Annotated in this window: 14 protein-coding genes; 1 reads left to right on the top strand and 13 read right to left on the bottom strand. The window is 74.9% G+C overall.

Going from position 1 to position 13330, the window contains the following annotated elements; translation table 11 throughout:
- Window positions 1-2: 2 nt before the first annotated feature.
- From A6A27_RS20755 to A6A27_RS20720, 8 genes are all read right to left on the bottom strand, one after another.
- Window positions 3-926, bottom strand: a complete 924-nt coding sequence (locus A6A27_RS20755) for a phytanoyl-CoA dioxygenase family protein (RefSeq protein ID WP_073836272.1) — start codon at window positions 924-926, stop codon at window positions 3-5.
- A complete protein-coding gene (gene hppD / locus A6A27_RS20750; protein WP_073836271.1) occupies window positions 923-2023 on the bottom strand; it encodes a 4-hydroxyphenylpyruvate dioxygenase in 1101 nt (366 codons plus the stop codon). The genes A6A27_RS20755 and hppD overlap by 4 nt, the downstream gene beginning before the upstream one ends.
- Before the next feature lie 73 nt (window positions 2024-2096).
- Window positions 2097-3431, bottom strand: a complete 1335-nt coding sequence (locus A6A27_RS20745; protein WP_083672732.1) for a beta-ketoacyl-[acyl-carrier-protein] synthase family protein — start codon at window positions 3429-3431, stop codon at window positions 2097-2099.
- The gene (locus A6A27_RS20740; protein WP_073836270.1) at window positions 3428-5095 is read right to left on the bottom strand and encodes a class I adenylate-forming enzyme family protein; all 1668 of its coding nucleotides are present in this window, start codon (window positions 5093-5095) and stop codon (window positions 3428-3430) included. The genes A6A27_RS20745 and A6A27_RS20740 overlap by 4 nt, the downstream gene beginning before the upstream one ends.
- On the bottom strand, window positions 5092-5604 hold the full coding sequence (locus A6A27_RS20735) for a beta-ketoacyl synthase chain length factor (protein WP_073836269.1): 513 nt from the start codon (window positions 5602-5604) through the stop codon (window positions 5092-5094). Before A6A27_RS20735 ends, A6A27_RS20740 begins: the two co-directional genes overlap by 4 nt.
- Window positions 5601-6695, bottom strand: coding sequence for a beta-ketoacyl-[acyl-carrier-protein] synthase family protein (locus A6A27_RS20730; RefSeq protein ID WP_073836268.1), 1095 nt, complete (start codon window positions 6693-6695; stop codon window positions 5601-5603). The genes A6A27_RS20735 and A6A27_RS20730 overlap by 4 nt, the downstream gene beginning before the upstream one ends.
- Window positions 6688-6933, bottom strand: a complete 246-nt coding sequence (locus tag A6A27_RS20725) for a hypothetical protein (protein ID WP_073836267.1) — start codon at window positions 6931-6933, stop codon at window positions 6688-6690. The genes A6A27_RS20730 and A6A27_RS20725 overlap by 8 nt, the downstream gene beginning before the upstream one ends.
- A complete protein-coding gene (locus A6A27_RS20720) occupies window positions 6933-7199 on the bottom strand; it encodes a phosphopantetheine-binding protein (protein ID WP_073836266.1) in 267 nt (88 codons plus the stop codon). The genes A6A27_RS20725 and A6A27_RS20720 overlap by 1 nt, the downstream gene beginning before the upstream one ends.
- 17 nt (window positions 7200-7216) lie before the next feature.
- Between A6A27_RS20720 and A6A27_RS20715 the strand changes: the two genes are divergently transcribed.
- Window positions 7217-7825 (top strand): 4'-phosphopantetheinyl transferase family protein, encoded by a 609-nt coding sequence (locus A6A27_RS20715; RefSeq protein ID WP_073836265.1) that lies wholly within the window; start codon window positions 7217-7219, stop codon window positions 7823-7825.
- A gap of 8 nt (window positions 7826-7833) precedes the next feature.
- Here the strand turns inward: A6A27_RS20715 and A6A27_RS20710 are convergent, their stop codons facing one another.
- The 5 genes from A6A27_RS20710 to A6A27_RS20690 form a co-directional block, all read right to left on the bottom strand.
- Window positions 7834-9231 (bottom strand): class I adenylate-forming enzyme family protein, encoded by a 1398-nt coding sequence (locus A6A27_RS20710; protein ID WP_073836264.1) that lies wholly within the window; start codon window positions 9229-9231, stop codon window positions 7834-7836.
- Window positions 9232-9560: 329 nt separating this feature from the next.
- Window positions 9561-10814 carry a beta-ketoacyl synthase N-terminal-like domain-containing protein gene (locus A6A27_RS20705; RefSeq protein WP_073836263.1) on the bottom strand — a complete coding sequence of 418 codons (1254 nt, stop codon included), beginning with the start codon at window positions 10812-10814 and terminating at the stop codon, window positions 9561-9563.
- Entirely contained in the window at window positions 10811-12079 is a 1269-nt protein-coding gene (locus tag A6A27_RS20700) for a beta-ketoacyl-[acyl-carrier-protein] synthase family protein (RefSeq protein ID WP_073836262.1), read from the bottom strand. The genes A6A27_RS20705 and A6A27_RS20700 overlap by 4 nt, the downstream gene beginning before the upstream one ends.
- Window positions 12076-12483 (bottom strand): cupin domain-containing protein, encoded by a 408-nt coding sequence (locus A6A27_RS20695; RefSeq protein WP_073836261.1) that lies wholly within the window; start codon window positions 12481-12483, stop codon window positions 12076-12078. Before A6A27_RS20695 ends, A6A27_RS20700 begins: the two co-directional genes overlap by 4 nt.
- The gene (locus tag A6A27_RS20690; protein ID WP_073836260.1) at window positions 12476-13201 is read right to left on the bottom strand and encodes an SRPBCC family protein; all 726 of its coding nucleotides are present in this window, start codon (window positions 13199-13201) and stop codon (window positions 12476-12478) included. The genes A6A27_RS20695 and A6A27_RS20690 overlap by 8 nt, the downstream gene beginning before the upstream one ends.
- Between the last annotated feature and the right edge of the window lie 129 nt (window positions 13202-13330).

Below are 13330 nucleotides of genomic sequence, written 5' to 3'. Positions count from 1 at the left end.
GTTCAGCCTCCCTGCTGGGCGCGGTCGCGCCAGATGACCGGGCAGAATTCGGGGTCCGCGTAGTCCGGCCGACCGTCGGGGGTGCGGCGGACCAGCACGTCGTGGTTGTACCCGGCGAGCGTGCCGTCGGAGAGCGGATGCTCCCGCCAGGCGTTGCCGCCGTCCTGCAGGTGCAGCGAGATCGCCCGGCGGGGCCGGCCGCTGACGTTCGGGCCGCTGCCGTGGTAGATGCGGCAGTGGTGGAAGCTCATGTGCCCCTTGGGGATGACCATGGGGATCTTGCGGATCTCCGCGTGGTTGTGCGCGGCGTTCTCGGCGAGCATCACCTCGAGCTGGTCGCGGTCCCGGTCGGCGAAGTGCCGGACCACGGTGTCGTCGGCGCCGATCTCCTGCCAGCGGTGCGACCCGTCGACCATGGTGATGGTGCCCATCTCCTCCCCGCAGTCGTGGAACGGGATGAACGCGGTGAGCATCCGCTCCGACGACAGGGCCGCCCAGTAGTGCTTGTCGAAATGCCAGGGCACGATGTTGGACGGCTCGCCGGAGATCGGCGGCTTGTAGATCAGCGTGGACTGGAAGACCCGGATCTCCGCGGCCTGGGCCAGCCGGGCGGCGACCGCCCCGATCAGCGGCTTGCGCAGGATCCGGCCGATGACATCGTGCTCGTAGTGCACGTAGTCGTTGTGCCGCTGCACATCCCCCAACGCCGGCTCCCAGTACGCCAGCTTCGGCGGCCGCGCGGGCAGCCGCCGGTCGCGTTCCCCGGCGTAGTAGCGGTCGGTCGCCGCGAGCAACTCGTCCACCTCGTCGTCGGTGAACAGCTTCTTCGACAGGTACCAGCCGTGTTCGGCGTAGTGGCGCACGTCCTCGTCGGACGGCAGCAGCGCCTGCTCCTCGGCGGCCAGCACCGGATGTGTGGCGGTCATGCCCCAACCCCTTCCGCGGCCGCGGCGGCGGCGGTCGCCCCCGCCGCGGCCAGTTCCCGTTCCTTGGCCTCGTAGAGCGCCTTGATGTTGCCGCTGCCGAAGGTGCGCGCCCCGCGCCGCTCGATGAGTTCGAGGAACAGGGTGCGGCGCACGTGCATCGACTCGGTGAAGATCTGCAGGAGCTGGCCGCCGTGGTCGGAGTCGACCAGGATGCTCAGGTCGCGCAGCCGGTCCAGGGGCGCGTCGACCGGCCCGACGCGCCGCTCCAGGTCGTCGTAGTAGGCGGCGGGGGTGCCGGCGAAGCGCACCCCCCGCTCGGCGAGGGCGCCGACCGCGGTGACGATGTCGTCGGTGCGCAGCCCGAGGTGCTGCACCCCCGCGCCGGCGTGCCAGCGCAGGAAGTCCTCGATCTGCCCGGGCCGGCGGCTGGTGTCCGGCTCCAGCAGCACGACCGTGACCCGCTCGGACGGGCTCTGCACCACCTTGGAGTTCATCGCCTGCCCGGCGACCTCGATGTGCTCCTCGAAGATCTGCGCGAAGCCGAACACCCGCTCGTAGTGCGCGACGGTCCCGTCGAGCTGGCCGGGCGGCACGCAGACCGCCAGGTGGTCGATCGCGGCGAGCAGCTTGTCGTCGTCGCCGGCCGGCAGCGACTCGACCGCACCCGGCAGGAACTCCGTGCGGTCGCCGCGCCGCTCGACCAGGCGGTGCAGCACGTCGCCGAAGCCGCCCACCTCCGCGGTCACCACCTCGGCGTCCACGCCGGTGAAGGTCCGCGGCGGCGTCACGCCGGCGGCCCCCCGGCCCACCAGCTCCGCGTACGCCCCGGCGGCGTCGTCGACCTCGAGGGCCACCACCGCGATGCCGTCGCCGTGCCGCTGCACGTACGCCGACGCCGGGTGCTCGGCGGTCAGCCCGGAGGTGAGCAGCATCCGGATGTCGGCCTGCGCCAGCAGCAGCGAGCGCTGGTCGGCCAGCCCGGTCTCCGGGCCGCCCTGGCCGCGCAGCCGGAACCCGACCGCGGTGCCGAAGTAGAAGGCGGCCTGCCGGGCGTCCCCCACGTACAGTTCGATGTGGTCTATTCCGTTGATGTCCATCTGTCAGCCCTTCCCGATGTCCCCCCCGTGACTGCCGTCCCGGGCCTGCGCCGCCCGGGGGTGGAACGTCGGATCACCTCCCCGTCCCGGCGGCCGGCGTCGCGGCGCCGGCGGCCCGCCGCGCCGCTGACGACCACTGCGGCTCGGCGCGTCTGTCGCCGCGCCGCGGCCCGGAGCAGTCGCCGGCGAGCCGGCGGAGCAGCAGGCTGACGTTCTGGCCGCCGAACCCGAACGAGTTGGTCAGTGCGTACTCGGCCCGGGTGGCCCGGGGCGCCGTGCGGATGTGGTCCGCCGCGCAGTCCGGGTCCGGGTCGTCGAGGTGGTAGGTGGGCGGCAGCAGCCCGCGGCCGAGCGCCAGCGCGGTCGCCGCGGCCTCCAGCACCCCGGAGGCGCCCAGCAGGTGCCCGGTGAGCGCCTTGGTGGAGCTGACCGGCACCCCGCCGACGCCGAACACCTCGGCCAGCGCGGTGGTCTCGGCGATGTCGCCGAGCTTCGTGCCGGTGCCGTGCGCGTTGACGTAGCCGACCTGGCCCGGCTGCACGCCCCCGCCGGCCAGGGCGCGGCGCATGCAGCCGGCCGCCCCGGCGCCGTCCGGCCGCGGCGCGGTCGGGTGGTACGCGTCGCTGTTCACCCCGTACCCGGCGACCTCGGCGTAGCCGGTGACGCCCCGGGCGGCGGCGTGCTCGGCGCGTTCCAGCACCAGCAGCGCCGCTCCCTCGGCGAGGACGAACCCGTTGCGCCGGTTGTCGAACGGGCGGCTGGCCTCGGTCGGCTCGTCCCAGCCGCGGGCCAGCGCGCGGGCGTTGCCGAAGGTGTCGGCGAAGGTCGGGAACAGCGGTGCCTCGCTCGCCCCGCAGAGCACCACGTCGGCCTCGCCGGCGCGGATGAGCCGGACCGCGTCGGCGACCGCCTGGGCGCCGGACGCGCAGGCCGTGCCCACTGCCGAGCTGTAGCCCCGGATGCCGTGCGCGATGGCGATCCGGGCCGACGGCATGTTCGGCAGGATCCCGGTCAGCAGGTACGGGCTGACCGCGGCCCGGCCTCGGGCGGCCCGGGCGAGCACCTGGCTCTCCAGCGTGGACATGCCGCCGACCCCGCCGACGATCACCCCGATCCGGTCCGGGTCGACGTCCCGCCCCACCTCGATGCCGGCGTCGGCGAGCGCCTCGGCGGCGGTGATCAGGGCGAGCAGCACGATCCGGTCGAGCACCTTCGTCTCCGGTCCGGAGGCGACGCTGCGCGGGTCCACCTCCGGCAGCACCCCGGCCACCTCCAGGCAGTCCCGGGCCGGGTGCCCCTCGGGCGGGCGACGCAGCCCGGACCGGCCGGTGGTGAGCGCGCCGAAGGTCTCGTCGACGCCCCGGCCGGCCGGGGTGAACAGCCCCATGCCGGTGATGACGGCGGTCATGACGCCGACTCGGTCAGGTAGCGCTCGCGCAGCGCCACCTTGCGGACCTTGCCGGTCACGGTGACCGGGAGGTCGTCGGAGCGGACCGGCACCACCCGGCGCAGGGTGGCAGCCAGGTCCGGGCCGAGCGCGGCGCGGATCCGCTCGGTGCGGTCCTCCGCCGGGTCGGCCCCGGCGGCCAGTTCGAGGAGCACGTCGGTGACGACCGGGGGTCGCGGCGCGGCGTCGGACGAGTCGCGCCGCAGTGGTCGGCCGGCCCGGTCGCCCTCCTTGACGATCACCACGGTGCAGTCGGTGACGTCGGCGCAGGCGGCGAGGATCCGCTCCTCGGACAGCGCGGTGAAGAAGCGCTTCCCGTCGCCGGCGTCGACCGAGTCGACGGCCCGGTCCAGGTGGTAGTAGCGCCCCTCGTCGTCGGTGTGGACCAGGTCACCGGTGAGGTACCAGCCGCGCAGCCGGGACCGGTAGGTGGTGACCGAGTCGTTCCAGTAGCCGCGGAACAGCGACGGCGAGTCGACGCCGAGCCAGCCGACCTGCCCCGGGGGCAGCTCGTCGCCGTCGTCGTCGAGGACGGCGACCTTGGTAAACCGGTACGGGCGGCCGACGCAGCGGCCGTACCGGTCGGTGTCGACGGTGTGGGTGATGTGGAACATCGAGTGCCCCATCTCGCTGGAGCCCAGCCCGTCGATGAAAACCGACCCCGGTGCCCGGGTCACGCCCTCCCGGGTCACCACGTCCCGCGAGCCGACCTCGACCAGCCGCCGCACGTGCGGCTCGTGGGAGCAGTCGCCGGTGTTGAACCACAGCCGCACCGAGTCGAGGTCGTAGCCGGACAGGTCGAAGCGGGCCAGTTCCGCCCAGGTGACGGAGAACCCGAAGACCCCGTCCGGCCGCCACCGCTGGATCGCGTCGAGCACCCGCTCGCCGCCCTGCTCGGACAGCAGGTACATCTCCGCCCGGTTGCCGAGCGCCTGGTTGACCATCAGCACCGTCGCGGTGTGCGGGGCGGGCAGCGCGTTGAGGATCCGGCCGGTGCCCTGCGCCTGCGGCATGGACAGCAGGTGCCGGGTGGCGGCGAACAGGCTGGCGTGCGAGTGCAGCACGGCCTTCGGCACGCCGGTGGTGCCGGAGGTGTGGGTGATGACGACCGGGTCGTCCGGGTGATGCCGGTGGTGGGCCGGAGCGGCGGCCGGGTCGCCGGCGCCCGCCTCGGCGGGCTCGCCGAGCAGCGGGGCACCGAGGTCGTGCCCGTGCAGGGCCGCGGCGTGGGCGGCGTCGGCGAGCACCCCGGCGGCCCGCAGCCGGCGGATGTACTCGGCGGCGATCTCCGGCCGCAGCTTGCCGTTCATCAGCGCGGGGATCGCGCCGAGCCGGGTCAACGCCAGGAACGACAGCACCATGTCGGCGGCCGTGTCGGCCCACACGGCGACCGGGTCCCGCCGCCGCACTCCGCGTTCGTACAGCCAGGCGGCCCGGGCGGCGACCCGCTCGGCGAGCTGGCCGAGGGTCAGCGGGTGCTCGGCCGGGTGACCGTCGACGGGGGTGTCGAAGGTGAGCCCCGGCCCGTCCGGGTCGGCGCCGTGGGCCAGCACCCGGGCGAGCACGTTGCCCGCGCCGAGCGCCGTGTCGGCGGCCAGCGCGCCGCGTAGTCCCTTGCTCCTCATGGAGTTCCCTCCCCCAGCAGCACCGCGGTCGCCTCGCCCGGCGTCCCGTCCGGCGCCTGTTCGATCAGGATCAGCAACGCCTCGTCGGCGTCGCCGTCGTACAGCAGCAGTTCCGCCTCGGCCGTGCCGTCGGCCCGCGGCTCCCCGGTCGGGCTCAGGCAGACCACCGGGCCGTCCAGTCCCCAGCGCGCCGCAATGTGCCCGGCCACGCTGTTCGGCACCGACTGGAAGAAGAACAGCGGCCCGATCCGGCCGCCGGCGGCGACCGTGGCCCGGACGTGCTCCGCGCTGGCCCGGTCGCCGCTGGCGCTGACCAGCACGACCGCCGTGCGGGTGCCGGCCGGCACGGGCCGCGCGCCGTGCCGGCGGGTCAGGCAGCGGTCGGCGACCGCGGCCACCAGCGGCGGGAACGCCGAGTGCACGAACCCGGGCACCGGGGGCGGCGCCCCGTCGCCGGGTTCCGGCCAGCGCGCCTCGGCGAGGACCCGCGGCCCGCTCGCGGCGCTCACGGCGCACCGACCAGCAGGGCCGTGTTGGCGCCGCCGAAGGCCGCGTTGAGGGTCAGCGCGTAGTCGGTGACCGCGGGGCGGGGCGCGTCGGTGATCACGTCCAGCGGGCAGGTGTCGTCCGGGCCGAGGAACCCGGCGTTGACCGGCAGCTTGCCGTGCCGCAGCGCCAGCACGGTGACCACCAGTTCGAGCAGCCCGGACGCTTCGAGGGCGTGCCCGTGCACGGACTTGGTGGAGCTGACCGGGATTCGGCCGGCCCGGTCGCCGAACACCCGGCGCAGCGCCGCCGCCTCGGCGGCGTCGCTGTACGGGGTGCCGGTGGCGTTGGCGTTGACGTAGCCGAGCGCCTCGGCCGGCAGCCCGCCCCGGCGCACCGCCGCGGCGACCGCCCGGGCCAGCCCGCTCCCCTGCGGGTCGGGCTGGCAGGGGTGGTACGCGTCCCCGGCCCGGCCCCAGCCGGGCACGGTGGCGAGGGTGGGCGCGCCCCGGCGGGCGGCGGCGGCGGGTGACTCCAGCACCACGGCGGCCACCCCGTCGCCGAGCAGCAACCCCTGCCGTCCGGCGCTGAACGGTCGGACCGTCCCGTCGGCGGCGAACGCCCGGCCGGCGTCGAAGAGCGCGTACTGGTCCGGCTCGACCAGGTAGCCGGCCGCGACGACGACCCGGTCCAGGTCGCCCCGGCCGATCAGGGTCGCCGCGTCGGCCACCGCGGTGCTCGCCGACACGCAGGCGGTGGTGTAGACCCGGATCCGTTCCGTCAGCCCGCAGCGCCGGGCCAGGTCGGCGGCGAGCGCGGGCGCCTCGGGTCCACCGTGGACGGCCAGGAACAGCGCCGCCGCGGACCGGTGCGTCCGGTCCAGCCCAGCCGCCCGGCAGGCGGCGTCGACCGCGTCGGTCAGCTCGTCGACCAGCGGGCCGACCTCGGGCAGGGTGGCCGCCACGGTGACCCGGCGGCCGGTGGTGTCGAACCTGCGGACCGGCGCGAACGCCGGGGTGCCGGTGAGCACCCCGGCGAGCAGCGCGTCGGCGCCCCTGCCGAGGGCGCTGAGCGCGTGGACGCCGGTGATCCTCAGGTGCTGCCGGTCAGCCATCTGCGGGCGCGGTCAGCGAGGTGTGGAACACCGCCAGCGCGTCGTCGACGGTGCGGATGCCGGCGAGCTGGTCGTCGCTGAGCTCCATCCGGCGGTCGTAGCGTTGCTCGACGAGGTGCACCAGCCAGGCCAGCTCCATCGAGCCGATCCGGTCCGGCACCTGGTCAACGGGTTTCGCGGTCAGTTCGGCGAGCATGCTCACCAGGTCAGCTCGCCCCAGGTCGGGCTGACCGGCCATCAGGAGCGGTCGCTCGTCGCGCCGGCCACCCGGTCGGCGACCATCGTGGTGAACTCGCCGACCGTCATCAGGGCCAGCTGCTCCGACTCGTCGTCGGCGAACTTCAGGCCGTACCGGTCCTCGACCCGCACGGCCAGGTCGGCCAGGGCCAGCGACTCGAGGTCGACCCCGGAGGGGCCCAGGGTGGTGTCGTCGTCGACGTCCTCGACGTCGTAGTTCATGTCGGCGAGCTGCTCGATGACGAAGGTGCGGACCTCGTCGCGCATGGCGTTAACCTCTTTCCGTGAGGCAGCTACCGGTGCCCGGTCGGGACACCGCGTACGTGTGGCTCGGCCGCACCGCCGGCAACCAGCGGGAGCTGACGCGGCGGCTGCTGCGGTGCGCGGGTGGCGCGCTGCTCGGCCGGTCCGGGACGGAGATCGGGGTACGGCGGGCGCCCGGCGGGCGGCCCGAGGTGTACGCCGGTGACGGGCGGACGCTGCCGGTGAGCGTGAGCCACGTCGACGGGCTGGTCGTGGTGGCCGCCCGGGCGGGCGGGCCGGTCGGGGTGGACGTCGAGCGGTGCCGGCCGCTGCCCGCCGCCCCCCTCGCGGGCCGCTGGTACGACCCGGGGGAGGCGGCCTGGCTGCGGGTCCGGGACGAGGCCGGCCGGGACCTGGACTTCCTGCGCCTGTGGACGGCGAAGGAGGCGGTCGGCAAGGCGCTCGGCACCGGGCTGCGCGACGGCGGGCTGCGCCGGCGGATGCCGGTGCCAGGCGTTCCCGGCGACCTGCTGCGCCCGGTGCCCGCCTGTCCCGGCGTACGGGTGGGCCACCCGGCGGCCGGGGACGGCCTGGTGCTCGCGGTGGCGGTCGCCGGGGCGGCCGGGGAGGTCGACGTCGTGCTCGCGTAGCGGGCCGGTCATGACGCCGCGTCCCGCAGCGCCGCCGTCGACCGGACCAGCTTGCCGGTGGTGGTGCGCGGCAACTGGTCGAGCAGGTGCAGGGTCCGCGGCCGCTTGTAGCCGGCGAGGCGTTCGGCGAGCAGCTTGTCCAGCGTCGCCGCGGACAGCGGCCCATCCGGCTGGACGTACGCGGTGATGCCGTCGTCCCAGACCACCACCGCGGCGCCCACTCCGGGCAGCTCGGCGACGGTGGCCTCCACCTCGGTCAGGTCGACCTTCATGCCGCCCACCGACACCTGCGAGTCGAGCCGGCCCTTCACCGTGACCAGCCCGGTCTCCGGGTCGACGGTGCCGGCGTCGCGGGTGTGCAGCCAGCCGTCGGCCCACCGGGTCGGGTCGGCGAGCCCGACGTACGGGGACGCCGGGCAGCTCACCCACAGCTCGCCGCCGGACTCCCGCACGCGCATGCCGGGAGCGGGGGCGATGGCGGGGCGATTCGCCCCGTACAGGTCGGTGCCGATGACGCCGACCTCGGTCATCCCGTACATGTTGCCCAGCGTGATGCCGTAGCGGTCGGTGAAGGCGCGGGCGACGGCGGCCGGGACCAGCTCGCCGCCGGTGGTCATCCGCTTGAGCTGGGGCAGCGGCCCCGGCGGGGTGGTGGAGGCGAGCAGCCCGATGTGGAACGGCACGCCGAGCACGGTGGCCGGGGTGTCCTGGGCGGCGACGGCGGCGAGGATCGCGTCCCCGGTGAGCCGCTCCGGCGGCACCAGTTCGACGCCGGCGTGCAGCCCGTAGAGCAGCCCGCCGACCAGGCCGAGCACGTGCACCATGGACGGCAGCAGGATGATCCGCTCGCCGGGCAGCGCCACCCCGTCGATGCGCGTGTAGCGGTGCACCTCGCCGACCAGGTCCTCGGCGGTGCGGCCGATCACCTTCGACGGTCCGGTGGACCCGGAGCTGAGCTGGATCACCGCGTGCGGGCTGCCGGCCGGGCGGTCGGAGTAGGCCGTGATCCCTTCGGTGACGTCGACGAAGATCCGCAGCGCGCCCCCGCCGGTCCGTACCGGGGCCACCACCACCTGCGGGGTGAGCCGGCGTAGCGCCCGGTCGACCTCGTGGTCGGTGAGCCGGTGGTCCAGCAGCACGGCCTGGGCGCCGCTGCGCCAGGTGGCGAGCAGGTTCACCACGTACGCCAGCGACGGCGGCAGCCGCAGCGCGACGGCGCCGCCGGGGCGCAGTCCGGCCTCGGCGAGCCGGGCCTGCGCCTCACCCACCAGGCGGCGCAGGGTGCCCTTGTCGACCGGTTCGGGCAGGCGTAGACAGACATCGGTGGGGCGTCCGGTGAACAGGACGTCGTCCACCCAGTCCGCCTCCGCCGCCACCGGATCTTCCGCCACGGGATGCACAGTCACGACCGCCCACCGCCCAGCCTCAAAATGGACGAAATCCGCCCAACAGGTGCGTTCTTCGGAGTGCTGACGGAACCCTACGGCAGCCCAATCAGCCATTGCTACATGCAAATGGCTAGATCAGGAAAAGCGGCTGGGTGGATTGCCGAGGATCGATCGGACAGGCAGGATCGCGGATACGCCGGCCCGGTACCCCGCCGGCCGTCGCCCCCTGCCCGAAAACCCCGCCACGGCCCCGCCCGCGCAGGACCGGCAGTGCACCTGACGCAGATCGCCGACAGGGCGGTGTCCCGGCACTGCGGACACCGCCCTGTCGCCGACCTGTGGCGCGCCTACCCGGGATCCCCGGTCGCGGGTGGGGGCGCGGCGCCGCGCAGCACCAGCGCGCTGTTGAAGCCGTCGAAGCCGCGCGCCCCGACCAGCGCGATACGACTACGCGGGCGGCGTGGCTCCCGCAGGAAGGGCAGCTCGCAGCCGGGGGCGGGCCGCTGCGGGCCGGCGGAGGCGGGCAGCAGGCCGCGGTGGAAGGCGAGCAGCGCGGTCGCCGCGTCCAGCGCCGACCCACCCTGGTACGCCCGGCCGGTCAGCGGCTTCTGCGTGGTGACCGGCGGCATCCGCTCCCCGAACACCGCCCGCAGGGCGCTCGCCTCCGCCCGGTCGTACGCCGGCACGCCCAGCGCGTCCGGCCAGACCACGTCCACGTCGTGCGGCCGTACGCCGGCCCGCTCCAGGGCCAGCCGCAGCGCCCGGGCGTAGTGGGTCGGATCGGGGCCGGCCTCGGGATCGGTCGGGGCGGCGTCGTGGGTGGCCGCCCAGCCGGTGATCTCGCCGTAGATCCGGGCGCCCCGGTCCAGCGCGTGTCCCAACTCCTCCACCACGAAGACGGCGCCACCCTCGGCCGGCACGTAGCCGCTGGCCCCGGCGTCGAACGGCCGGTACGCCCGCTCCGGGTCGGCGACGTCGCTGAGCAGCCCCGAGCGGAGCTGGCAGGCCAGCGCGTACGGGCTTAGCGGGCACTCGGTCGCCCCGGCCACCACCAGCGGGGTGCCCCGACGGACGGTCCGGACTGCGTGGGCCAGGCTGTCCAGCCCACCGGCCGACTCCGACACCGTCACCCCGCACGGCCCCTTGAGCTGGTGGTGGATGGACACCTGCCCGACACTGGCCGCGTAGAACCAGGCGATCGACTGGTACGCCCCGACGGTCCGCGTCGGTCCACCCCACAGCCGCTGCAGCTCCCGCTGGCCGAACAGGTTCCCGCCGGAGGAACTGGCCAGCGTCACCGCCCACCGGTACGGGTCCGGCGCCCGCTCCGGCAGCCCGGCGTCGGCCAGCGCCAGCCGGGTGGCCGCGAACCCGAGATGCGTCCACCGGTCCGTCTGCACCCGCTGCCGGGTGTCGGCGAACCCGCCGGGGTCGAAGTCGGGCACCTCCCCGGCGACCCGGGTGGGATAGCTCGCCGGATCGAACAGGGTGATCGGCCCGGTGCGCCGGGTGCCGGCGACCACGCTGGCCCAGTGCGCGTCGTTACCGATCCCGGTCGGCGCCACCACCCCGATCCCGGTCACCACCGCCCGCGCCGTCATGGAGTGACCGCCAGCCGGCGGAAGACCATCGCGGACTGGAAGCCGCCGAAGCCGCTGCCCACCGACAGGGCCACGTCGACGGGCACCTCCCGCGCCTCGTTGGGCACGTAGTCCAGGTCGCACTCCGGGTCCCGGGTGGCCCAGTTGGCGGTGGGCGGGACCACCCCGTACTCGATGGCCAGCGCACACGCGGCCATCTCGATCGAGCCGATGGCGCCGAGCGAGTGCCCGACCATCGACTTGATCGAGCTGACCGGCACCCGATACGCGGTGGGCCCGAGCGCCCGCTTGAACGCCGCCGTCTCGTGCCGGTCGTTCTGCCGGGTGCCCGAGCCGTGCGCGCTGACGTACGAGACGGCCGACGGGGCGAGCCGGGCCTGGCGCAGCGCGTCGCTGATGGCCAGGGCCATCTCCACCCCGTCCGGGCGCAGCCCGGTCATGTGGAAGCCGTTGCTGCGGCTGGCGTACCCGGCCACCTCGCAGTAGACGTGGGCGCCCCGGCGGCGGGCGTGCTCGACCTCCTCCAGCACCAGCACGGCCGCCCCCTCGGCGAGGACGAACCCGTGCCGGTCGGCGTCGAACGGCCGGGACGCGTGCTCCGGGTCGTCGTTGTCCGGGCTGGTGGCCTGGATGGCGTCGAACGAGGCGACCGTGACCGGGGAGATCGGCGAGTCCGCCGCCCCGGCCAGGACCACGTCCGCCTCGCCGTCGGCGATGAGCTGGTGGGCGTACCCGATGGCGTCGATGCCGGAGGTGCAGCCGGTGGAGACGACCTGGGCCGGGCCGTGCAGGCCGTGCCGGCAGGCCACGTCGGCGGCCAGGCTGCTGGGGACCAGCGCCTGGTAGAGGTACCGCCCGCCGAGGGTGTGGTCCACCAGCCAGCGCCGGCCGGAGTCGCTGACCCGGACGTACTCCTGCTCCAGGGCCATGGTGCCGCCGACGGCGGTGCCCAGCACCACGCCGGCGCGGTCCCGGTCGGCGTCGGTGAGGGTGAGCCCGCTGTCGGCGAGCGCCTCGGTGGAGCAGGCCAGGGCGAACTGCACGTACCGGTCGGCGCGTTGCCGTTCGGCGAGGGTGATGCCCGCCGCGTCCGGGTCGAAGTCGCACTCGGCGGCGATCTGGGAGCGGAACGGCGACGGGTCGAAGAAGCTGATCCGCCGGGTGGCGGTCCGCCCCTCGGTGATGGTCTTCCAGAACCGGTCCCGGGTGGCGCCGCCGGGTGCGACGACGCCGATGCCGGTGACCACGGTCCGCCGGCCGGTCACGACGGTTCCCGAGGGGGCGGGGGTGTCTCGGTGTCGACGTGGCCGAGCTCGGGGCGTGGAGCGAGGGGCCCGAGGTGGAAGACCACCTCGGCCGGCTCGTCGCCGGTGTTGCGCAGCCGGTGCCGGACGTCCTTCGGCACGAAAAGCGCCTCCCCCGCGCCGAGCGGCACCGGCCGGTCGTCCAGGTCGACGGTGATCGCGCCGCGGGCGACGTAGAGAAACTCCTCGCTGTAGGGGTGGTAGTGCTCGGCGATCCGCTCTCCGGGGGCGAGGGCGGCCACGCCCATGAACCCGGAGGTGCTGCCGACGGTCTTCGGGCCGAGCAGGACCCGCAGCTCGCCGCCGCGCCGCCGGTCGGCGGGGACGTCGTGGACGGAGACACGGGCGGTGGTGGTCTCAGGCATCGCGGCCTTCCTTCCCGGTCGACACGGCCGCCCGCCGTTCGATCCGTTCCTTGATGACGGCGAGCTGGACCTTGCTGTTGGCGTTGATCCGCTCGGTCATGCCGGCGTTGTCGACCGGGGCGGTGGGCTTCATGGCGAAGTCCTGCACCCAGGTCATCCGGGTGCCGCCGGGGACCTCGTCGTAGCGCCAGTGGATGCGCATGTACTCGAACGGGCCGGTCTCCACCCGGTGGGCGTGCACCTGCCGGCTCGCCCGGTCGGCGGTGCGTTCGCTGACCCAGCTCCAGGCCACGCCGTTCTCGTCGGGATGCATGGTGAGCCGGAACCGCACGGTGTCGCCGGTGCGGTCCAGGATCTCCACCGCCGCGTACTCGGTGAACAGCTCGGTCCACCGGGCCACGTCGTTGGTGACCTCCCAGACCAGAGGCAGCGGTGCGGCGATCTCGATGCCGTTCTCCGTGTGTCCGGGCGGGTCGGCCTTGCGGGCCACCAGATCGGCGACGCCGGCGATGCTGAGCTGCCCGGCCTGCTCGGGGATCTTGACCCGCCACCGGTCGGCCACGACCGCGGAGAGTTCGAGCAGGGCGAGCGAGTCCATGCCGAGCTCCTCCAGGCTGGCGGCCGGGGTGCGGGCGGCGGCCTGCGCGTCCAGGCCGCAGTGGGTGACAAGGATGTCGGTGATCTGCGCGGCGAGCGGGCGGTCGGAAGCGACGGTCATCGGGTTCTCCAAGCGGTCGGGCCGGCGGCGGGCACGGCGGTGACGGGGGTACGGCCGGCCGGGTCGGCCTCGGCACGGGTGACGGACACGGGATCAGCGGGCGCGGGGGCGGCGCGGTCGGGATCCGGC

Origin of the sequence: Micromonospora sp. CB01531 (assembly GCF_001905095.1) — a bacterium.
In the GTDB taxonomy this organism is placed as follows: domain Bacteria; phylum Actinomycetota; class Actinomycetes; order Mycobacteriales; family Micromonosporaceae; genus Micromonospora.
This window is presented reverse-complemented; position numbering and strand designations above follow the sequence as displayed.

Coding starts and splice junctions, on each gene's coding strand:
- A6A27_RS20740 (WP_073836270.1), bottom strand. CDS start 5,095: ATGAGGAGCAAGGGACTACGCGGCGCGCTGGCCGCCGACACGGCGCTC.
- A6A27_RS20720 (WP_073836266.1), bottom strand. CDS start 7,199: ATGCGCGACGAGGTCCGCACCTTCGTCATCGAGCAGCTCGCCGACATG.
- A6A27_RS20725 (WP_073836267.1), bottom strand. CDS start 6,933: ATGGCCGGTCAGCCCGACCTGGGGCGAGCTGACCTGGTGAGCATGCTC.
- A6A27_RS20730 (WP_073836268.1), bottom strand. CDS start 6,695: ATGGCTGACCGGCAGCACCTGAGGATCACCGGCGTCCACGCGCTCAGC.
- hppD (WP_073836271.1), bottom strand. CDS start 2,023: ATGGACATCAACGGAATAGACCACATCGAACTGTACGTGGGGGACGCC.
- A6A27_RS20755 (WP_073836272.1), bottom strand. CDS start 926: ATGACCGCCACACATCCGGTGCTGGCCGCCGAGGAGCAGGCGCTGCTG.
- A6A27_RS20705 (WP_073836263.1), bottom strand. CDS start 10,814: ATGACGGCGCGGGCGGTGGTGACCGGGATCGGGGTGGTGGCGCCGACC.
- A6A27_RS20690 (WP_073836260.1), bottom strand. CDS start 13,201: ATGACCGTCGCTTCCGACCGCCCGCTCGCCGCGCAGATCACCGACATC.
- A6A27_RS20745 (WP_083672732.1), bottom strand. CDS start 3,431: ATGACCGCCGTCATCACCGGCATGGGGCTGTTCACCCCGGCCGGCCGG.
- A6A27_RS20695 (WP_073836261.1), bottom strand. CDS start 12,483: ATGCCTGAGACCACCACCGCCCGTGTCTCCGTCCACGACGTCCCCGCC.